19 protein-coding genes and 1 pseudogene are annotated in these 19,115 nt (G+C 73.2%); 13 read left to right on the forward strand and 7 right to left on the reverse strand.

Annotated features, from left to right (window positions below; genetic code table 11):
• Window positions 1-12: 12 nt before the first annotated feature.
• A complete protein-coding gene (locus ABEA81_RS33130; protein ID WP_345610635.1) occupies window positions 13-1,122 on the reverse strand; it encodes an alpha/beta hydrolase fold domain-containing protein in 1,110 nt (369 codons plus the stop codon).
• A gap of 214 nt (window positions 1,123-1,336) precedes the next feature.
• Here ABEA81_RS33130 and ABEA81_RS33135 point away from each other — a divergent pair, with 214 nt between their 5' ends.
• The 3 genes from ABEA81_RS33135 to ABEA81_RS33145 are packed head-to-tail and all read left to right on the forward strand — an operon-like array spanning window position 1,337 to window position 3,702.
• The gene (locus ABEA81_RS33135) at window positions 1,337-2,146 is read left to right on the forward strand and encodes an alpha/beta hydrolase (RefSeq protein WP_345610636.1); all 810 of its coding nucleotides are present in this window, start codon (window positions 1,337-1,339) and stop codon (window positions 2,144-2,146) included.
• 15 nt (window positions 2,147-2,161) lie between these two features.
• Entirely contained in the window at window positions 2,162-2,668 is a 507-nt protein-coding gene (locus ABEA81_RS33140) for an SRPBCC family protein (RefSeq protein WP_345610638.1), read from the forward strand.
• Window positions 2,668-3,702, forward strand: coding sequence for an LLM class flavin-dependent oxidoreductase (locus ABEA81_RS33145; protein WP_345610639.1), 1,035 nt, complete (start codon window positions 2,668-2,670; stop codon window positions 3,700-3,702). Before ABEA81_RS33140 ends, ABEA81_RS33145 begins: the two co-directional genes overlap by 1 nt.
• Before the next feature lie 7 nt (window positions 3,703-3,709).
• Here the strand turns inward: ABEA81_RS33145 and ABEA81_RS33150 are convergent, their stop codons facing one another.
• Window positions 3,710-4,612 (reverse strand): AraC family transcriptional regulator, encoded by a 903-nt coding sequence (locus ABEA81_RS33150; protein ID WP_345610640.1) that lies wholly within the window; start codon window positions 4,610-4,612, stop codon window positions 3,710-3,712.
• 89 nt (window positions 4,613-4,701) lie between these two features.
• Here ABEA81_RS33150 and ABEA81_RS33155 point away from each other — a divergent pair, with 89 nt between their 5' ends.
• From ABEA81_RS33155 to ABEA81_RS33175, 5 genes and pseudogenes are all read left to right on the forward strand, one after another.
• Window positions 4,702-5,784: an aldo/keto reductase gene (locus tag ABEA81_RS33155; protein WP_345610642.1), complete on the forward strand. Its 1,083-nt coding sequence runs from the start codon at window positions 4,702-4,704 to the stop codon at window positions 5,782-5,784.
• 24 nt (window positions 5,785-5,808) lie between these two features.
• Window positions 5,809-6,162 (forward strand): annotated as a pseudogene (locus tag ABEA81_RS33160) (substrate-binding domain-containing protein); the annotation flags it as partial.
• Window positions 6,123-7,325 carry an ATP-grasp domain-containing protein gene (locus ABEA81_RS33165; RefSeq protein ID WP_345610676.1) on the forward strand — a complete coding sequence of 401 codons (1,203 nt, stop codon included), beginning with the start codon at window positions 6,123-6,125 and terminating at the stop codon, window positions 7,323-7,325. The pseudogene ABEA81_RS33160 and the gene ABEA81_RS33165, both read left to right, overlap by 40 nt.
• Window positions 7,325-9,349, forward strand: a complete 2,025-nt coding sequence (locus ABEA81_RS33170) for a CocE/NonD family hydrolase (RefSeq protein WP_345610643.1) — start codon at window positions 7,325-7,327, stop codon at window positions 9,347-9,349. Before ABEA81_RS33165 ends, ABEA81_RS33170 begins: the two co-directional genes overlap by 1 nt.
• 4 nt (window positions 9,350-9,353) lie before the next feature.
• Window positions 9,354-10,121, forward strand: a complete 768-nt coding sequence (locus ABEA81_RS33175; RefSeq protein ID WP_345610645.1) for a creatininase family protein — start codon at window positions 9,354-9,356, stop codon at window positions 10,119-10,121.
• Window positions 10,122-10,140: 19 nt separating this feature from the next.
• On the opposite strand, the gene cynS is transcribed toward ABEA81_RS33175, so the two are convergent.
• Together cynS and ABEA81_RS33185 are read right to left on the reverse strand one after the other, a co-directional pair.
• Complete coding sequence (gene cynS / locus ABEA81_RS33180) at window positions 10,141-10,590, reverse strand: cyanase (RefSeq protein ID WP_459077162.1); 450 nt, start codon at window positions 10,588-10,590, stop codon at window positions 10,141-10,143.
• A 333-nt stretch (window positions 10,591-10,923) separates the two neighbouring features.
• Window positions 10,924-11,742: a helix-turn-helix domain-containing protein gene (locus ABEA81_RS33185; RefSeq protein WP_345610649.1), complete on the reverse strand. Its 819-nt coding sequence runs from the start codon at window positions 11,740-11,742 to the stop codon at window positions 10,924-10,926.
• A gap of 71 nt (window positions 11,743-11,813) precedes the next feature.
• Here ABEA81_RS33185 and melA point away from each other — a divergent pair, with 71 nt between their 5' ends.
• The 4 genes from melA to ABEA81_RS33205 are packed head-to-tail and all read left to right on the forward strand — an operon-like array spanning window position 11,814 to window position 16,271.
• Window positions 11,814-13,175, forward strand: a complete 1,362-nt coding sequence (melA, locus tag ABEA81_RS33190; RefSeq protein WP_345610650.1) for an alpha-galactosidase — start codon at window positions 11,814-11,816, stop codon at window positions 13,173-13,175.
• 30 nt (window positions 13,176-13,205) lie between these two features.
• Window positions 13,206-14,516 (forward strand): ABC transporter substrate-binding protein, encoded by a 1,311-nt coding sequence (locus ABEA81_RS33195; RefSeq protein ID WP_345610652.1) that lies wholly within the window; start codon window positions 13,206-13,208, stop codon window positions 14,514-14,516.
• The gene (locus ABEA81_RS33200) at window positions 14,503-15,381 is read left to right on the forward strand and encodes a carbohydrate ABC transporter permease (protein WP_345610653.1); all 879 of its coding nucleotides are present in this window, start codon (window positions 14,503-14,505) and stop codon (window positions 15,379-15,381) included. Before ABEA81_RS33195 ends, ABEA81_RS33200 begins: the two co-directional genes overlap by 14 nt.
• On the forward strand, window positions 15,378-16,271 hold the full coding sequence (locus ABEA81_RS33205; protein ID WP_345610655.1) for a carbohydrate ABC transporter permease: 894 nt from the start codon (window positions 15,378-15,380) through the stop codon (window positions 16,269-16,271). Before ABEA81_RS33200 ends, ABEA81_RS33205 begins: the two co-directional genes overlap by 4 nt.
• 5 nt (window positions 16,272-16,276) lie before the next feature.
• Here the strand turns inward: ABEA81_RS33205 and ABEA81_RS33210 are convergent, their stop codons facing one another.
• Window positions 16,277-16,525, reverse strand: coding sequence for a hypothetical protein (locus tag ABEA81_RS33210; RefSeq protein ID WP_345610657.1), 249 nt, complete (start codon window positions 16,523-16,525; stop codon window positions 16,277-16,279).
• 82 nt (window positions 16,526-16,607) lie between these two features.
• Here ABEA81_RS33210 and ABEA81_RS33215 point away from each other — a divergent pair, with 82 nt between their 5' ends.
• Window positions 16,608-17,681 (forward strand): pyridoxal-phosphate dependent enzyme, encoded by a 1,074-nt coding sequence (locus ABEA81_RS33215; RefSeq protein ID WP_345610658.1) that lies wholly within the window; start codon window positions 16,608-16,610, stop codon window positions 17,679-17,681.
• On the opposite strand, the gene ABEA81_RS33220 is transcribed toward ABEA81_RS33215, so the two are convergent.
• Both ABEA81_RS33220 and ABEA81_RS33225 read right to left on the reverse strand, forming a co-directional pair.
• Entirely contained in the window at window positions 17,678-17,818 is a 141-nt protein-coding gene (locus tag ABEA81_RS33220; protein WP_345610660.1) for a hypothetical protein, read from the reverse strand. The genes ABEA81_RS33215 and ABEA81_RS33220 overlap by 4 nt on opposite strands.
• Before the next feature lie 91 nt (window positions 17,819-17,909).
• The gene (locus ABEA81_RS33225; protein ID WP_345610662.1) at window positions 17,910-18,992 is read right to left on the reverse strand and encodes an ABC transporter substrate-binding protein; all 1,083 of its coding nucleotides are present in this window, start codon (window positions 18,990-18,992) and stop codon (window positions 17,910-17,912) included.
• Between the last annotated feature and the right edge of the window lie 123 nt (window positions 18,993-19,115).

Genomic DNA, 19,115 nt, shown 5'->3' on the forward strand with positions numbered 1-19,115 from the left:
CGTGCTCCGGTGTCAGCGCCGCTGCAGACCTCCGCAGAACCGGTGGACGTCGGCGATCGTGCTCCGGTAGAGGTCGGGTGCCGCCCGGCGGAACATCAGGTCGGCACCGTGGCAGGCCCCCGGGACCGTCCGTACGCCGGCCGCGACACCCGCCTCGACGAGCGTGCGGTGGTAGGCGAGGCCCTCGTCGCGCAGCGGGTCGACCTCGTTCACGCTGATCATGTGCGGGGGCAGCCCGGCGAGGTCGGCGGGCGCGGCGTGGTAGGGCCAGCACAGCGGGTCGGTGGCGTGCGCGCCGCCCGGGTCGTAGACCGCGACCATGACGGCCATGCCGTCGCAGGCGATGAAGTAGCCGTCGTTCTCGACCAGCGACGGCAGCTCCGCGGCGCGTTCCCCGGCGCTCCGGCCGTAGATCCCCGAGATGTAGGGCACCATCGCGTACACCCCGTCAATCGCCCCGAGCGTGCCGTCGCGCTTCGCCCGGATCGCGGTGGCGAGGGTGAGGTTCCCGCCGCCGGACTCGCCTGCCACCGTCAGGGTGGAGATGCCCAGATCGGCGCGGTGCTCGTGCACCCACGCCAGTGCCGCGGCGCAGTCGTCCAGACCGGCGGGGAAGGGGTGCGGCCCGAGCGCCCCCGCGCCGTTGCGGAACTCGACCCCGATCACGACCATCCCGGTGGCCGCCAGCTCGTCGCGGATGCGCACGTACGCCGGGCCTGCCGCCTGCAGGACCACCATCCCGCCGCCGTGCAGGTGCAGCACCCCCGGCAGCGGTCCGGTGGCTCCCGCGGGCCGGCCGACGTAGAGCCGGAGCTCGTCGCCGTCGGGCCCGGTGATCGTCTCGGTGTGGTGCTCGAGCCCCGGCACGGCGGGCAACCCGTCCATGAGCGCGGCGAACAGGGCCTCGTAGCCCACCTCGGCCTCCGCGACGTACGCCAGCTGGTCCGCCCGCGGCGAGTCCGGGCGCAGCGGCGCCGGGGCGGGGTGGGCGTCGAGCCCGAACGGGGCGAGCGCCTCCACCGTCCGCGGGTCGGAGCGAGGGTCGGTGCGCAGGGTGCGGCCGGGGTCGCCCAGCCTCCCCGGGCGGGCGGTGTCCTCGGTCTGCGCTGACGTCGTCGTCATCAGCCCTCCTGCAAGGTATCCGGCCGATGACGGTAGGGCGGCTGACGGGCGGTGTCCATGAACTGCGCACCGACGACCCGAGCAGCCTCGGCGCGTCCCGCGCGCCCTGCTCGTCCGGGCGTCGCCATCCCCCGGGGACGGGTACGGTCACGGCCGTGCGGCGCACCCCCGCGCCTGGTCGAGTGGCAGCGAGAGCACCGTCTCGCTCCAGGCGGTGCGCGTGGTCGTGGTCGCCGTGGTCGCCGCCGTCGCGGTGGTGGTCGTGGCCGTCGCGCTGGCGTGGGTCTTCCAGCGCCGGCTGGTCTACCTGCCGTTCGGGGCGCCGGACGGGCCGGCAGGCAGGTACCTGGACGGCGGCCGCGACGTCGCGTTGCACACGGACGACGGGCTCGAGCTCACCGCGTGGTGGGCGCCAGCGACCGGACCGGCCCGCGGCCCGACCGTGCTGGTGGCGCCCGGCAACGGCAGCTCGCGGCTGCTGCGGGTGCCGCTCGCCCGTGCTCTCGCGGCCGAGGGCTTCGACGTGTTGCTCGTGGAGTACCGCGGCTACGGCGGCAACCCCGGTTCGCCGACGGAAGAGGGCCTCGCCGCGGACGTCGGCGCGGCGTACCGGTACCTGGTGGAGGAGCGCGGTGTTGCGCCGGACCGGCTCGTCCTGTTCGGCGAGAGCCTCGGCGGCGCGCCGCTCACGCGGCTGGCGAGCGAGCGCCCGGCCGGGTCCCTGGTGCTGCGCAGCCCGTTCACCTCGCTCGCCGACGTGGGCGTGCGCGCGTACCCGTTCCTGCCGGTGCGCGCGCTGCTGCGAGACCGGTTCCCGCTGCTGGAGCAGGTGCGGTCGGTGCGCGCTCCGGTCGCGGTGGTGGCGGGCGGCGCCGACGAGATCGTGCCGGTCGAGCAGAGCCGGGCGGTCGCGGACGCGGCCGGCGGCTCCTACGTCGAGCTGCCGGGGGTGCGGCACAACGACCCGGAGCTGGACAGCGGGCCAGCGGTCGTCGGCGCGGTGGTGCGGATCAGTGGCGGGTAGTGCGACGCTGACGCCATGGAGTGGACCGGTGCGCGCTACGCCGACTGCCCGACCGTGGAGGTGACCACCTGGATCGACGCCCCGCCCGACGACGTCTGGCCCGCGGTGGTCGATCTGCCCGCATTGGCGGCGTCGAGCCCGGAGCTGCAGACCGTCGAGTGGCTGGACGGGGGCGGGCCCGCCGTCGGCTCGCGGTTCGTCGGGCACAGCAGGCACGACGCGATGGGGGAGTGGAGCGTCACCTCGCACGTCGTGGAGTGCGAACGGCCGTCGGTCTTCGCCTGGGCCGTGCACGACCCGCAGGAGCCGGCCGCGACGTGGCGGTTCACGCTCCGACCGGTCGACGGCGGCACGCGGCTCACCGAGTGGGTGCGGCTGGGCCCGGGCCGGTCCGGGCTGAGCCAGGCGATCGACCGCATGCCGGACAAGGAACAGAAGATCGTCTTCGTCCGGATGCGGGAGTTCGAGCGGAACATGACCGCCACCCTCGCGGCGATCAAGCAGCGGGCGGAGGCCGCCTGATGCGCACGGCCACCACGGTCGAGGGGGGCTCCCGGGAGACGGTGCAGTTCGTGTGCGAGGCCGAGAAGCTCGGCCTCGACGTCTGCTGGGTGGCCGAGGCATGGGGCTCCGACGCGGTGTCGGTGCTGGGGCACCTCGCCGCCCGCACCGACCGGATGCTGCTCGGCTCCGGGGTGCTCCAGGTCGGCACGCGCACGCCGGTGGCGATCGCGCAGGCGGCGCTCACGCTCGCCCACCTGTCCGGCGGGCGGTTCCTGCTCGGGCTCGGCCCGTCGGGGCCGCAGGTGATCGAGGGGCTGCACGGGGTGCCGTTCGCGCGGCCGCTGACGCGGATGCGCGAGACCGTCGACGTCGTGCGCCGGGTCCTCGCCGGGGAGAAGGTCGCGTACGCCGGGGAGACGGTGCGGATCCCGCTGCCCGGCGGCGAGGGCAGGCCGATGCGCGTGTCGATCGGCGCCATCCCGGACATCCCGCTGTACCTGGCCGCGTTGTCCCCGAGGTTGCTGGAGCTCACCGGCGAGATCGCCGACGGCTGGCTGGGCACGAGCTTCGTGCCGGAGGGCGCGGCCGCCTACTTCACGCCGCTGGACGCCGGCCTGGCGCGCGCGGGCAGGCAGCGGCGCGACCTCGACGTCTGCCAGGGCGCGGAGGTCGCGTTCGCCGAGGACGAGGACGAGCTGCGGCGCATGACGGCCGACCGGCGCAAGGGCCTCGCGTTCAGCCTCGGCGGGATGGGCTCGGCGAGCACCAACTTCTACAACGACGCCTACCGCCGCCAGGGGTGGTCGGAGGTCGCCGCGGCGGTGCGGGAGCGCTGGCAGGCGGGCGACCGCGACGGCGCGACCGCGCTCGTGAGCGACGAGATGGTGCTGGCCACCACGCTGATCGGCACCGAGGGAATGGTCCGGGACCGGCTGCGGGTCTGGCGCGACGCCGGTGTCGACACCGTGCGGCTCTACCCGGCCGGCGGCACGCTCGACGAGCGGCTCACCACACTGGCCCGCGGGATCGAGCTCGTGCGGGCGACGACCTGAGGGCCGGTCACGGCAGGTGCGGGCCCGCCGCGGCGCGCATCCGGGTGGCGTCCCGGCCGGGTGGCACACCGAAGAGGCGGCGGTACTCGCGGTTGAACTGGGACGGGCTGTCGTAGCCGACGACGTGACCCACCCCCGCGACGTCGTCGGGCCGCGCCAGCAGCAGCGACCGCGCCTCCTGCAGGCGGATGCGCTTCTGGAACTGCAGCGGGCTCATCCTCGTGACGGCGCGGAAGTGCCGGTGGAACGCTGCGGGGCTCATGCCGGCCATCCGGGCGAGGTCCTCGATCCGCATCGGCTCGGCGTAGTTGTCCCTGAGCCACCGGGTCACCCTCGCCACCTGGGACGTGCTGCTGTCGGCGAGGCCGATCTGGCGGACCGTGGCGCCGCGCGGCCCGGTGAGCAGCCGCCAGAGGATCTCGCGTTCGACGAGCGGCGCGAGCACCCGGGCGTCGGCGGGGTGGTCGAGCAGCCGCAGCAGCCGGGCGACGGCGTCGAGCAGGTCGGGCCCGGCCTCGCCGGTCGCCATCGCAGGCCCGGCCGCCGCGCGGGGACCGATGCGGTGGTCCGGGCGCCCGCCCGGCGCCTCCAGCAGCAGCTCGGCGATCACGGCGGGCCGCAGCACCAGCCCCATGCCCAGCGCAGGGGTCCGCGGGCCCGCGTCCAGGAAGTGGCCGGTGACCGGCAGGTCGGTGGTGACCACGAGGAACTCCCCGGCCCGGTACTCGAAGATCTCGTCGCCGAGCAGGAGGCGCTTGCCCCCTTGCGCCATGACGACCAGCAGCGGGTCGGCCAGGGAGTGGTCGAGCTCCTGCGTCTCCACCCTCGACAGCAGCAGCCCGTCGATCGACGACCGCATGTCCGGGCGGGCGTGCGTCCCGATCAGGCGCCGGATCTCCTCCAGGGGCATGCTCCGATCCGATCGCAACCGAGAGGATCGGGCAAGAGGTCGAGTGGATCGGTCTACCTCGGGGCAGCGCCCGCCGGTTGCATGGGTGCATGCCACTCGACCACTACGTGACCCTCGGCCGGTCCGGTCTGCGCGTCAGCCCGTTCGCGCTCGGCGCGATGACCTTCGGCAGCGATCCCGGCGGCGCCGGGTGCGGCGTCGAGGAGTCGGAGAAGATCCTCTCGACCTACCTCGACCTCGGCGGCAACTTCGTCGACACCGCGAACTTCTACACCAACACCCACTCGGAGCGGATCCTCGGCGACTGGTTCGCCGCGCACCCCGGCCGGCGCGAGCACGTGGTGCTGGCGTCGAAGTTCTTCGTCAACCTCTTCCCCGGCGACCCCAACGGCGGCGGCGCGGGCCGGGGGTCGATCATCGCGCAGCTCCACGAGACCCTGCGCCGGCTGCAGACCGACCACCTCGACCTCTACTGGCTGCACAACTGGGACCGCCACACGCCGATCGAGGAGACGCTGCGCACCCTCGACGACCTGGTCCGGGCCGGCAAGATCCGCTACGTCGGGTTCTCCAACACGCCGGCGTGGGTCACCGCCCAGGCCCAGGCCACGGCACTGCTGAAGGGCTGGACCCCGCTGATCGCGCTGCAGGTCGAGTACTCGCTGCTGGCCCGCACCGTCGAGGGCGAGCTGGCTCCGCTCGCCCTCGACCAGGGCATGGCGCTGGTCCCGTGGAGCCCGCTGAAGAACGGCTTCCTGTCCGGCAAGTACCGGCGCGGCGCGCGGGTCACCGACTCCGCCCGCACCGCCTACGTCGGCGGGCCCACCGACGACGAGTACGCGGTCATCGAGGCCGTCGCGGCGGTCGCGCGGGAGCTCGGGACCACCTCCGCCGCCGTGTCGCTGGCCTGGCTGCGCGCCCGCGCAGGCACGGTCGTACCGATCGTCGGGGCCCGCCGGGTGGAGCACCTCGAGGACAACCTCGCCGCGCTGGACCTGACGCTCGCCCCCGAGCACCTCCGCGTGCTCGACGAGGTCTCGGCGCCGACCCTGGGCTACCCGGCGCCGATGCACGGCGCCCAGCGGGCGATGCTGCAGTTCGCGGGCACCACTGTCGACGGCGAGCCCTCCACGGTGTACCCGCCGCTCCTGCAGAGCGACGTCCGGTACTGAAACCGTTATCGATATCGGCCGCCGCTCACCACGGTCGAGCAGCCGCTGCAGCTGATGGGGCGGCACGCCGCCGAGATGCTCGTCGCGCTGCTGGCGGGGGACGCGCTCGCCGTCCCGCACGTCCGCATGCCGACCCGGCTCGTCGTCCGCGGCTCCACGGCCGCCCCGCCGTCCCGACGGGGCCCGCCCGATCCGGGGCCGGGACGGCCGCGTCGGCGGCCGATCCGTTTCGCACGGGCTGAGACGGTTATCGATCAGGTGTGGAACGACATCGACCGGACGACTCGACGATCGCGGTGCTCGGCGCGGACGAGGCCAACCTCGAGCTCCTGCGCCGCATGCCCGGCCACGAGCGGCAGACGTTCGTGCCGCTGCTGACCGACTCCGAGATGCAGGAAGGCGAGGTCAGCATCCCCGACCTGCTCGACCGCGCCGTCCGCGAGCTGGACGGCCGGGCCGCCCCGGTGGACGCCGTGATCGGGTTCTGGGACTTCCCGATCAGCACCCTCGTCCCCCTGCTCGCCGACCGCTACGGCCTGCACGCCGCGCCGCTGGAGGCGGTCGTGAAGTGCGAGCACAAGTACTGGAGCCGGCTGGAACAGCAGCAGGTGACCGACGCCCACCCCCGCTTCGGGCTCGTCGACCTCGACGTCCCGCGGCTGCCCGACGGCATGCGCTACCCGGTGTGGCTCAAGCCGGTGAAGTCGTACTCGTCGGAGCTCGCGTTCCACGTCGAGGACGACCAGGGGTTCGACGACGCCGTCGCCGAGATCCGCGAGGGCATCGGGCGGCTCGGCAGGCCCTTCGAACAGGTCCTCGACCGGCTCGACCTCCCGCCGGGGATCGCCGAGGTCGGCGGGCAGGCGTGCCTCGTCGAGGAGGCCTTGAGCGGGGCCCGCGCGGCCACCGAGGGGTACGTGCACGACGGCGAGGTCGTGGTCTACGGCGTGCTCGACTCGATCACCTACCCGGGGCGGTCGAGCTTCCTGCGCCACCAGTACCCCTCGCAGCTGCCCGACCTCGTGCAGAAGCGGCTGGTGGAGGTGTCCGAGCGGGTGATCGGGCGCGTCGGGCTCAACTGGACCACGTTCAGCGTCGAGTTCTTCTGCGACCCGGACTCCGGGGACGTCGCCCTGCTGGAGATCAACCCGCGGCACTCGCAGTCGCACGCGGAGCTGTTCGCCGCCGTCGACGGGATCGCCAACCACCACGCGATGGTCCAGCTCGCGCTCGGGCGGGCTCCCGACCTGCCCACCGGGGAGGGCCCGTACGAGATCGCGGCGAAGTGGTACCACCGCAGGTTCGAGGACGGCGTCCTGCGGCGCGGGCCGAGCCCCGGGGAGATCGAGCGGATCGAGCGCGAGATCCCCGGCGTGCGCCTCACCCCGGTACCCCGCGAGGGCCAACGGCTGTCGGAGCTGCTCGGGCAGGACAGCTACAGCTTCGAGCTCACCGACGTGATCGTCGGGGCCCGCGACGAGGCGGAGCTCCAGGCCAAGTACGAGCGCGCCGTGGGCGCCCTGACCTACGAGTTCGACTGATGCGCGTCGTCACGTCGTTCCCGCACGAGATCCACGCCGCCCGCACCGTCCGCATCCCGATGCCCGACGGCGCCGAGCTCTCCGGCCGGTTGTGGCGCCCGGTGTCGTCCGACGGCGAGCCGGTGCCCGCGATCTGCGAGGCGATCCCGTACCGGCACCGCGACCTCACCTCGGTGCGCGACTCGATCCACCACCCCTACCTCGCCGGCCACGGCTACGCCTGCCTGCGCCTCGACCTGCGCGGCAGCGGCGACTCCGACGGCGTGCTCGAGGACGAGTACACCGAGCAGGAGCACCGCGACATCGAGGCCGCACTGGCCTGGCTGGCCGCGCAGCCGTGGTGCACCGGGCGCACCGGGTTGATGGGCATCTCGTGGGGCGGGTTCGCCGGGCTGCAGGTGGCCGCGCGCCGCCCGCAGAGCCTCGGTGCGATCGTCATCGCCTCGTTCACCGACGACCGCTACGCCGACGACATGCACTACATGGGCGGCTGCCTGCTCTCGGACAACCTCGCAGAGGCCGGCACGATGTTCGCCTACTCGACGTTGCCGCCCGACCCCGTGGTGGTCGGGGACCGCTGGCGGGAGATGTGGCGTGAGCGCCTCGAGCGGGCGGAGCCGTGGATCCTGAAGTGGCTCGCCCACCAGCGCCGCGACGACTACTGGCGCCGCGCCTCCGTGTGCGAGGACTACGCCGCCGTGCAGGTGCCGGTGTTCGCCTCCAGCGGGTGGGCCGACGGCTACTCCAACGCGGTCTTCCGCGTGCTCGAACACCTCGACGTCCCCCGCAAGGGCCTGATCGGGCCCTGGTCGCACAAGTACCCGCACCTCGGCGTGCCGGGCCCCGCCATCGGCTACCTGCAGGAGGTCGTCCGCTGGTTCGACCGGTGGCTGAAGGGGCGCGAGAACGGCGCCGAGGACGGGCCGGTGCTGCGCACCTGGATGCAGGAGAGCGTGCCGCCGTCCACCGCGTACGAGGAGCGGCCGGGGCGGTGGGTCGGCGAGCCGGGCTGGCCGTCCCCGCACGTCCGGCCGATGCCGCACCCGCTCGCCCGGTACCGGATCGCCCCCGTCGGGGAGGAGGTCACACCGGGGGAGGTGCGCGTGCAGTCGCCGCTGTCGGTGGGCCAGTTCGCCGGGAAGTGGGCCTCCTACAACGCGCCGCCCGACCTGCCCTACGACCAGCGCGAGGAGGACGGCGGCTCCCTGGTCTTCGAGACCGAGCCGCTCGAGGAGCGCTGCGAGATCCTCGGGGCGCCCGCCGTGGAGCTGGAGGTCGCCGCGAGCCGGCCGGTGGCCACGGTCGCGGCCCGCCTCTCCGACGTCGCCCCGGACGGGCGCGCCACCCGCGTGACCTACGGGCTGCTCAACCTCACCCACCGCAACCGGGACGACGCGCCGCAGCCCGTCGAGCCGGGCACGTTCCAGCGCGTGCGGGTGCAGCTCAACGGGGTGGCGCAGGCGTTCCCCCCGGGGCACCGGATCCGGCTGTCGCTGTCGACGTCGTACTGGCCGCTCGCCTGGCCGCCGCCCGAGCCCGCGGAGCTCACCATCCGCACCGGGGTCAGCTGCCTCGTCCTGCCCGTCCGCCCGGCCGCGGAGGCCGACGGGGTGCCGCTGCGCCCGTTCGACGAGCCGGAGGGCGCGGAGCCCCTGCCCACCACCCAGCTGGCGCCGGGGGAGAACAGCTGGACGGTGTCGCGCGACCTCGTCGACTACCGCTCGGTGCTCGAGATCGTGAAGGACGGCGGCGTGCTGCGCCACGACGACACCGGCATGACGCTCGGCCGGCGTGTGGTGGAGCGCTACTGCAGCGTGGCCGACGACTTCGCCTCCCCGCGCGGCGACGTCGAGTGGTCGATGACGTGCTCCCGCGGCGACTGGAGCGCCCGCACCGTCACCCGTACCGTGCTGACGTGCACGGCCACGACGTTCGAGGTGCACGGCCACCTCGACGCGTACGAGGGCGAGCACCGCACGTTCTCCCGCGACTGGGCCCGCACCATCCCACGTGACCTACTGTGAGGCCGTGATCCGACTCGATCAGCGGCCGTGGCGGGAGGTGCGGGCCGCGGGCGAGCGCGGGGCGGTCGCGGTGCTCCCCGTCGGATCCCAGGAGCAGCATTCCGAGCACCTGCCGATGGGCACCGACACCCTGCTCGTCGAGGCCGTCGTCGACGCGGCCGCCGGGCTGCTCGGCGACGACGGCCCGGAGCTCGTCCGGCTGCCCGCGCTGCCGTTCGGGCACAGCCCGCACCACCTGTTCGCGGCGGCGGTGTCGCTGTCGGCCACCACGCTGCTCGCCGTCCTCGACGACGCGCTCGACTCGCTGGTGCGCAGCGGGTTCCGGCGCGTCCTGCTGGTGAACGGGCACGCAGGCAACGACGAGGTCGTGCGGCTCGCCGTGAAACGCTGCGCGGAGCGGACGGACGTCGCGCTGGGCGCCTGCTCGTACTGGACGCTCGCCGGGCCCGGCGAACCGCCGCAGTCCCCGGGACATGCCGGCTGGTTCGAGACGTCCCTGCTCCTCGCCGTCCACCCCGATCTGGTCCGCGCCGCGGCGCCGTGGCGGGAGCCGGACCCGCCTGCCCTGTTCCACCGGTCGCCCGCACCGGGCCTGGTGGTCGCGCGGCACGGCGAGTGGGAGCGGGTGGGCGGCGCCACCGACGACGCCGGGGACGCCGACGCCGAGACCGGCCGGAGCCTCCTCGCCGCCCGGGCCGGGGTGCTCGCGGCGGCGATCCGGGCGTTCGACGAGGCCACGGCGGGGAGCCACGGCCCGGCTGCGCCGCGTTGAGCTCGTGCCTCCCCGCGGGTCACCAGCGGTAGTCGAGGAACTTCCCGTCGAAGGTGACGACGACGCGGTCGCCGTCGGGGTCGGGGCGGCGGGCGATGTCCACCCGGAAGTTGATCGCGCTCATGATCCCGTCGCCGAACTCCTCGTGGATGAGCTCCTTGAGCGCCGGTCCGTACACCGACAGGGCCTCGGTGAAGCGGTAGATCGTGGGGTCGGCCATGATCGCCGGGTCGGTGCCGCGGGACGGCTGCAGCTGGAGGCTCTCGGCCACGGCCTCGTCCAGGCCGAGCAGCGCGCACGCCTTCGCGGCCTGCTCGCCGGTCATGGGGTGCTGGCCGAGCAGGGCCGCGGTCGTCCAGACCAGCGGGGTGCCGAGGGCCTCGGCGATCCCGGCCCACGAGAGGCCCTTCCGCTTCCGGGCGGCGAGGACGAGGTCGGCGGCCTCGGACTTGCTCATGATCGGGTCGATGGTCGGCTCCTTCTCCAGATCGTCGGGTCGCCCCAGGCTCGCGGCCGCGTTTTGCGCTCGTGTTACACGCGCGATACGCGCGCCCGACCGGCGAGCGCGACGGCGGTGAGCGGGGCGTGACGTGATGCTCCTCCGCCCGTAACGGCTGGGGAATACCCGGTTCCACGACTCGGTGCGGCCCGCCCTGATGAAGAGCTGAGGAACGCCGTTCTGTCGGTGGCATCACGTTCGTCGGGCTCACGCTGTACGCCACCCACGCCCGCCCCGGCACCGGCCGGGCGCGCCCGGTGCGGGAGGACGTGGAACTGGCCGAGGTCGCTGTCCGCTGAGCGGTCAACGGCCCCGGTGCAGCCGCCGGTAGCGGCCCGGCGGCATGCCGCAGGCCTGCGTGAACGCGGCGTAGAAACCGCTGTGTGAGCCGAACCCGGTGTCCTCCGCGATCCGCCTGGTCGTCGCCGCGCTCGTGAGCAGCTGGCGCTGGGCCTCGGCGATGCGCCGGTCGTTGAGGTAGGTGTGCACGGTGGTGCCGAGCACCTGCCGGAACAGCGTCATCGCGTAGTTGGGGTTGAGGTGGACGGCGGCGGCGACGTCGGCCGCGCGGACCGGTCCGCGGAAGTTCTCGGTGATGTAGCGCGCCATCGCGACGACGTGCCGGACGGCGTCCGGGAGCGCCCCGGGGTCGTGGTCGGCGGGCAGCGCGGTGCGCAGCAGCCTGCGGACCCCCGCCTGGATCTCCAGCAGCGTGATCGCGTGCAGGTCGGGCGATGTGCTGGTGAGGTCGGCCGCCCAGCGCGTGAAGGCCGCGGGGTCCGGGTGGTCGGGGTGGCGGGTGACGAGCGGGGTGCCGCGCAGCAGCTCGGTGATCGCCGGGCCGGGCAGCTCCCACCCGAGCACCTGCCCGAGCGGGACGTGCAGCCAGCGCACCCTGGCGTTCCAGTTGTGCGGGGTGTCGATCAGCCGGTGCGGCACCGACGCCCAGAACAGCGCGGCGTGACCGGGCTGGATCGTCACCAGCGTGCCGCCGAAGAGGTAGGTGAGCGGCTGGTCGTCGACGATGTTCACCTCGAGGTCGTCGTGGCGGTGGGCGCTCGCCATCGCGTGGCCGCGGCCCTGCCGGCACCACAGTTCGGAGGGTTCATGGGTGACCGACATCTGAGGATCCTGGAACTCCGCCCTACGTTCGCGGACCGATCCTAGGTGTCTCAGCTCCTAGCGTGGAGCCCATGGCCAAGATCACTATCGTCGGCGCCGGCGGGTACGTCTTCCCGTTCCGGCTGATCGGTGACCTCCTGAGCTACCCGGCGCTGCGCGGCAGCACGCTCACGCTGATGGACATCGACGCCGACCGGTTGGAGCGCACGGCGGGTGCGACGCGCGCGCTCGTCGCGCACCACGGGTTCCCGACCACCGTGGAGAGCACCACCGACCGGCGGGCCGCACTCGCGGGTGCCGACCACGTGATCATCACGTTCCAGGTCGGCGGCGTCGATGCCTTCCGCGACGACGTGGAGATCCCCCGCCGCTACGGCGTGGACCAGACGGTCGGCGACACGCTCGGCCCCGGTGGGGTGTTCCGGTTCCTGCGGTCCGTGGTGGCCTACCGCGAGATCGCCGCCGACCTCGCCGAGCTCGCCCCGCACGCCCAGGTGATCAACTACGCCAACCCGATGGCGATGGCCACCTGGTACCTCAACGCGCTTGGCGCCCGCACCGTCGGGCTGTGCCACAGCGTGCAGGGCACCTCCCGCATGCTCGCCCGCGCGCTGGACGTCCCGTACGACGAGGTGCGCTTCCGGGCCGGCGGGATCAACCACCAGTCGTGGTTCACCGAGTTCCGCCGGGGGAGCGAGGACCTCTACCCGCGGCTGCGGGAGGTGATGGCGCAGCGGCACCTGGACGGGCGGGCCGGGAGCGGGTTCGCCGCCGACCACGGCGACCACAGCGGCGCCGACCGCGGGGAGTCGGTCTACGAGGGCGGCAACGAGCGCGTCCGCACGGCGATCATGAACGCATTCGGCTACTTCCACACCGAGTCGAGCCACCACGCGTCGGAGTACCTGCCGTACTTCCGCAAGACGCCGGAGATGGTGCGGGACTTCATCCCGGAGCGCTGGGACTACTACGAGATCTGCCAGAACCACGACGAGGACGGCCAGACCGCGAAGCTCCTGGAGGACCTGAAGCAGGAGCTGGCCCCGTCGGTCGAGTACGGCGCGGCGATCGTGCACAGCATCGAGACCGGGCAGCAGAGCGTCATCTACGGCAACGTGCCCAACACCGGTCTCGTCACCAACCTGCCGGACGGCTGCTGCGTCGAGGTGGCCTGCCTGGTGGACTCGGGCGGCGTGCAGCCCACCGTGTTCGGGGCGCTCCCGCCGCAGTGCGCCGCGGTCAACCGGACCGGGATCAACGTGCAGGAGCTGGCGGTGACCGCCGCGCTCACCGGGCGCCGCGAGCACGTCTACCACGCCGTGATGGCCGACCCGCTCACCAGCGCGCTGCTCACCCTCGACCAGATCACCGCGATGGTCGACGAGCTGTTCCTCGCGCACAAGGCGTACCTGCCCGCTGAGCTGCAGGCATAGCAGCCCACCGACCTCACCGGAGAGGTACGGATGACCCGATCACCACAACCGCGACCACTGTCCCGCCGCGCCTTCCTGGGCGCTGCGGCCGCGGCGGCCTTGGCCGGCTGCAGCTCCGACCCGGCACCGGGCAAGGTCCGGCTGCGCCTGTCCACCTGGAACATCGCACCCGACCTCGTGAGCTACCGGGCGATCGCCGACCGCTACCAGGCGCTGCACCCCGACGTCGAGATCGCCGTGGAGGTGACGCCGGGCGGGGACTTCAACCAGTGGCTCACCACCCGCCTCGCGGCCGACCGGGCACCGGACCTCATCCGGATCATCCCGCAGCAGTTCGGCCGCTACGTCGAGACCGGCGGGATGGTGGACATCTCGCCGTGGCTCCCGCCCGGGTACGGCGACGACTACCGGGAGAACTTCTGGTCGATCGTCGCGAAGGACGGTGTTACCGGAAGCAGGGGCATCTACGGGCTGCCGCAGCACACCGACAACTTCATCACGTTCTACCGCCGCGACATCCTCGACGAGATCGGCGTCACCCCACCGCCGGACGCGGTGGACCAGGCGTGGACCTGGTCGGAGTTCCTCGACGTGGCGCGCGAGGTCAAGCGCGCCACCGGCGCGTACGGCTTCTCCGTCGGGTTCGGTGGCGTGAACAACGCCTACCGCTGGCTGCCGTTCCTGTACATGCACGGCGGGCGGCTGGTGGAGGACGACCTCGTGACGCCCGCGATCGAGAGCGACGCGGGGGTGGAGGCCCTGGAATGGACGCGTCGCTGGTACGCCGAGGGGCTCGTCTCGCTCTCCAACACCGTCAAGGGCAGCCAGGGCGACACCGCCACCACGCTGTTCGCCACCGACCAGGCCGGCCTCATGCTCAACAACCCCACCGCCCTGCCGACGCTCCAGGAGAGCATCCCCGAGGAGACGTGGGACACCCGCTACATGGTCCAGGACGTCGGGCGGGCGTCCGACTGCGGCGGGAACGTCCTCGCGGTCACGCGCAGCTGCCGGCACCCCGAGGTCGCCGCCGACTTCCTGGCCTTCCTCAACGACCCGGAGAACACGGTCGAGTTCTGCCGCGGCGGCGGCTGGGTGCCGGTGCGCGAGTCGATCGACGTCGACGAGGTGGGCTACTCCTACCGGCCGGACACGGTGGCGCGGTTCCTGGTGCAGCAGGACACCGTGCCCGCCGACATGATCGCCGTCGAGACCTCGCCGACGTTCAACGTGGTCAACCAGGTGCTGGGCGACTACCTCGACCTGTGCCTGATCGGCTCGATCACGCCACGGGAGGCGGCCGCCTCCATCGCGGAGGGGATTCGCAATGTCCGTCACTAGGTCTCGTGCGTGGATCGCGCCCTGGCTGTTCGTCTCGCCCGGCCTGGTGCTGCTGATCGTGTTCTCGTTCGTCCCGATCGTGACGGCGGTGGTGCTGTCGTTCCAGCAGGTCGCCGTGTTCGGCCAGGGCACCTGGGTCGGCGGCGGCAACTACGCGCAGATGGTGGGCGACCCGCTGTTCTGGACGAGCATCGGCAACACCGCGGTGTTCACCGTCGGCACGGTGCCGACCAGCATGGCGATCGGGCTGCTGCTCGCCGTGCTGCTCAACCGCGCGATGCCGGGCCGGCCGCTGATCCGCGCGCTGTTCTTCCTGCCGATGGTCGCCGCGGGCGTCGTGGTCGCGGTGATCATGGCGTGGATCTTCAACGGCGACTACGGGGTGGTGGACAACCTCCTGGCCGCGCTCGGGCTGCCCCGCGTGCCCTGGCTGACCTCGCCGGACGTGGCGATGCTGACGTTCGTCCTCGCCGTGGTCTGGACCCGCATCGGGTTCTGCATGGTGATCTACCTCGGCGCGCTGCAGGCCGTGCCGCCCGAGCTGGTGGAGGCCATGACCGTGGACGGCGCGGGCCGGTGGACCCGGTTCCGGAGGCTGATCTGGCCGCTGCTGCGCCCAACGACGTTCGTGCTGCTGGTGGTGAACGTGGTGTTCTCGCTGCAGGTCTTCGACATCGTCTACGTGCTGACCGGCGGCGGTCCCGGTTTCGCCACGACGGTGCTGATCCAGTACATCTTCCGGACCGCGTTCACGAACGGCGAGATGGGCTACGCGAGCGCGATCGGCGTCGTGTTCGCGCTGATCCTGCTCGGCTTCACCGCGCTGCAGTGGCGGGCGAACCGGCGGGCGGAGGAGGTGGCATGACGAGCCTCGCGCAGGACACGCGCCCGGTGCAGGCGGCGCGCGCCGCGGTGCCGGCGGCCCGGCACGCGCGGATGACCCCCGGGCGGTGGGTCGTGTGGGCGCTGCTCGTGGGCGGCGCGCTGGTGATGGCCTTCCCCGTCTACTGGATCCTCGTGACGGCGGTGACGCCGGGCGGCCAGTCGCAGAGCGGCGAGTTCTACCTGTGGCCGAGCGAGCCGACGCTCGCCAACTTCGCGGAGGCGTTCGCGTCCCAGCCGGTCGGGAGGTGGATCGTCAACTCGCTGGTGATCGCGGGGATCGGCACCGCGATCACCGTTGTCGTGGCGCTGATGGCGGGCTACGCGTTCGCGAAGTTCTCCTTCCGCGGGCGCGACCTGCTCTTCGGCGCGTTCCTCGTGACGATCGTGGTACCGGCGCAGGTGACGCTCGTGCCGTCCTTCCTCGTGGTCGTGGACCTGCGGCTCGTCGACACGATCTGGGCCGTGATCCTGCCCCGCGCAGGCGACGCGATCGCGATCTTCATCGCTCGCCAGTTCATGCTGAAGATCCCGGACGCCCTGCTCGAGGCGGCCCGGATCGACGGCGCGGGCGAGCTGACGATCTTCCGTCGGATCGTGCTGCCGATGAGCGGCCCGCTGGTCGGCGTGCTGGTGATCCTCGCGTTCATGGGCAAGTGGAACGACTTCCTCTGGCCCCTGGTCACCCTGCAGGGCACCGAGAACCTCACGCTCCCGGTGGCGCTGTCGAGCATGCAGAGCAGCGGGATCTTCGAGAACCCGTGGGGCCCGATCATGGCCATCGCGTTCCTGTCGCTGCTGCCGCTGCTCGTCGTGTTCCTGGTGTTCCAGCGGACGTTCGTGCAGGGGATCGCGAGCACCGGGCTGAAGTGAGGGGTTCAGCCCACGAGGTGGGTGCCGGGTGCGGGCGGCTCGGCGCCCGTCCGGCCGAGCACGAGGGTCCGGGTGCCCTCCTCCAGCTCCCGCGGGAACGGGAACTGCAGGCCGACCACCCGCCAGGTGCGCTGGGTCGACTCGTCGCGCAGGGCCATGCCGACGGCGACCACCCCCTTGTGGGTCCGGCCGTTGACCAGGAACCCGCCCCTGGTCGACAGGTCCCACACCTCGGCCACCTCGAACCGCACCATCGTCGTCCTCCTCCTCGTTCGATACGGGTGACCACCGGGTATCGGGCCGGCCGGTTGGGTCGGCCATGCGATCGTGCACGTCATGGCGACGCCTGCCCTCTGGCGGCGGCCCGGCCCGCCGGCCGGGTCCCGTCCACGCCCGCTGCCGGACGGGCTGCTCCCGTTCCACCGCCTGCTGCCCGGCTACGCGCCCACCCCGCTCGTCGAGCTGCCGGAGGTCGCGGCGCGGCTGCGGGTCGGGCACGTGCTGGTGAAGGACGAGTCGGACCGGCTCGGGCTGCCGGCGTTCAAGATGCTCGGGGCGTCGTGGGCGGTGGCCCGTGCGGTCCGCGCCCGGATCGGTGGGACCTCCCTCGACCCGGACGTGCTCCGGGCATGCGTCGCGGAGTCGGGCGCGACGCTCCTGCTCTGCACGGCGACCGCGGGCAACCACGGCCGCGCCGTCGCGCGCACCGCCCGCCTGCTCGGGCTGCCGGCCCGGATCTGGGTATCCGCGGCCACGCCCGGCCATCTGTGCGCGGCGATCGAGGGAGAGGGCGCCGACGTCGTACGGGTCGACGGGCAGTACGACGACGCGGTGGCGGCCGCGCACGCCGCCGCGGCGGTCCACGACGACGCGGTGCTGGTGCAGGACACCGCGAACGGTGCGAACGACGGCGAGGTCCCGGGGTGGATCGTGGAGGGCTACGCGACGCTGCTGCACGAGATCCACGGCGAGCTGGGACGGGCGCCGGACGTCCTCGTCGTGCCGGTCGGCGTCGGCTCGCTGGCGCTCGCGACCGCGACGTACGGCGCCGCCGCGATCCTCACGGTCGAGCCCGCGGAGGCGGCCTGCCTGCTCACGAGCCTCGCCCACGGCGAGCCACGCACCGTCCGCACCGGCCGGACGGCGATGGCCGGGCTCAACGCGGGCACCGTCTCCGCCGCGGCGTGGCCGGTGCTGCGCGACCGGGTCACCGCCGCGGTCGCGGTCCCCGACGAGGCCGCGCTCGCCGCCGCCGAGCAGCTGCACACCGCGGGCGTCGCGGCGGGGGCCTGTGGTGGCGCGGCGCTCGCCGGCCTGGAGCGAGCGCTTGCCGACCCGGGTGCCCGGGAGGCGCTCGGGGTGGACGAGGGCTCGTGCGTCGCGGTGCTCAGCACGGACGGGGAGCGCTAGCGCGGGACGTCCGGCAGCTCCAGCTCGTCGAGCAGGGTGTGCAGGCAGGCGCGGGTCGCGTCGTCGAGGACGGCGGCGGGGGAGCGCACGGCCGCGTCGGCGATCAGGCCGCGCCGCACCAGCACCTCCTTGTGCACCGCCCACGCGAGGTTCCTCGAGCCGTTCCTGGTTCGGGGGATGGCCTCTGGATCCGTGGAGGGCTGGCAGCGCGGCCGGGCGCCTGCGCCCTCAGCCCATCCGGATGCTCTCGTCGATGAACTCGTTGGTGTAGAGGCTGTCCGCCGCCGGGATCTCGGCCGCGCCCTGTGCCTGCATGAGCGGGCCGAAGGTGGTCACGATCTGCTCCATCCGCGCCGGGTCGAACCGCCCGAACACCCCGGAGGCCGGGTCGTCGGTCACGAGCCCCTGCTCCCGCATGGTGCGCACCGCGAAGTCGGCGAGGCCGGGCGAGTAGGTCCAGCCGGTCTGGTACGCCTCGACGAGCTGCACGATCAGCGCGTTCGCCGGGCCCGGGTCGGCCAGGTAGCCGAGCACCGCCCGCTGCATGATCGGTACGAGCTTGCCGAGGCACGGCCGGAGCTGCTCGAGCCGGTCCGCGCGCACGGCGAGGGGCTCGGGGTACACGGTGTAGCCGTAGTCGGCGAGCTTCTGGTTGCCCACGGGCTTGCCCCACTCGGCGATCTCGTGCTCGTAGAGGTAGGGCTCGGCGGTGACGTAGCCCTGCTGCAGGATCCGCGGGTCGGAGACGAACCGCGCCGGGGTGCCCTCGTAGCTGGTGTCCACCTGGGCCGGCGTGATGATGCCCTGCTTCTCCAGCAGGGCGGTGACGACGGGTTCGGACGTGACGACCGGGACGCCGCTCGCCGCGACGTCGCGCAGCGTCTGCGCGCCCGGGTGCGACGCCGGGTCCCACATGAGCATCAGCGGGCTGGTCGTGATCTGCGAGACGACCGCGACCGTCGGGGTCGTGGCCGCGGCGGCGATCGCCAGGTCCGTGTTCACCGCGCCGAGGACGATCGAGTCGTCGAGGGCCATCAGGGACGACACCGGCTGGAAGCCGACGCTCGGGCCGCCGGGACGGATCTCGATGTCCACCCCGGTGTCGACGCCCTGGGCGACGAGCGAGCCGCGCACCGCCTTCGCGGCGGCGTCGATCGTGCGGTCGGGACCGACGAGGCTGTACATGGCGCCGTGCTCGGCCTGCGGCTGCCAGTCCTGCTGCATGACGACGGTGGCCGGACAGACCCCGCCCAGGTCGAGCGGGCCGCCCGCCGGCGCGGCCGGTGCCGCGGCGGGCGGCGGGCCCCCCACCGGTTCGCTTCCCCCGCACGCGCCGAGCGCGAGCACCAAGGCCGATGCGGCGGCGAAGGAAAGGACACGACAACCGGTGGGTCGTCGCAAGAGAACACCCCCTGGAGTCGGCGGTCGCCGCCG

This window comes from Pseudonocardia adelaidensis (assembly GCF_039543345.1).
Lineage (GTDB): Bacteria > Actinomycetota > Actinomycetes > Mycobacteriales > Pseudonocardiaceae > Pseudonocardia > Pseudonocardia adelaidensis.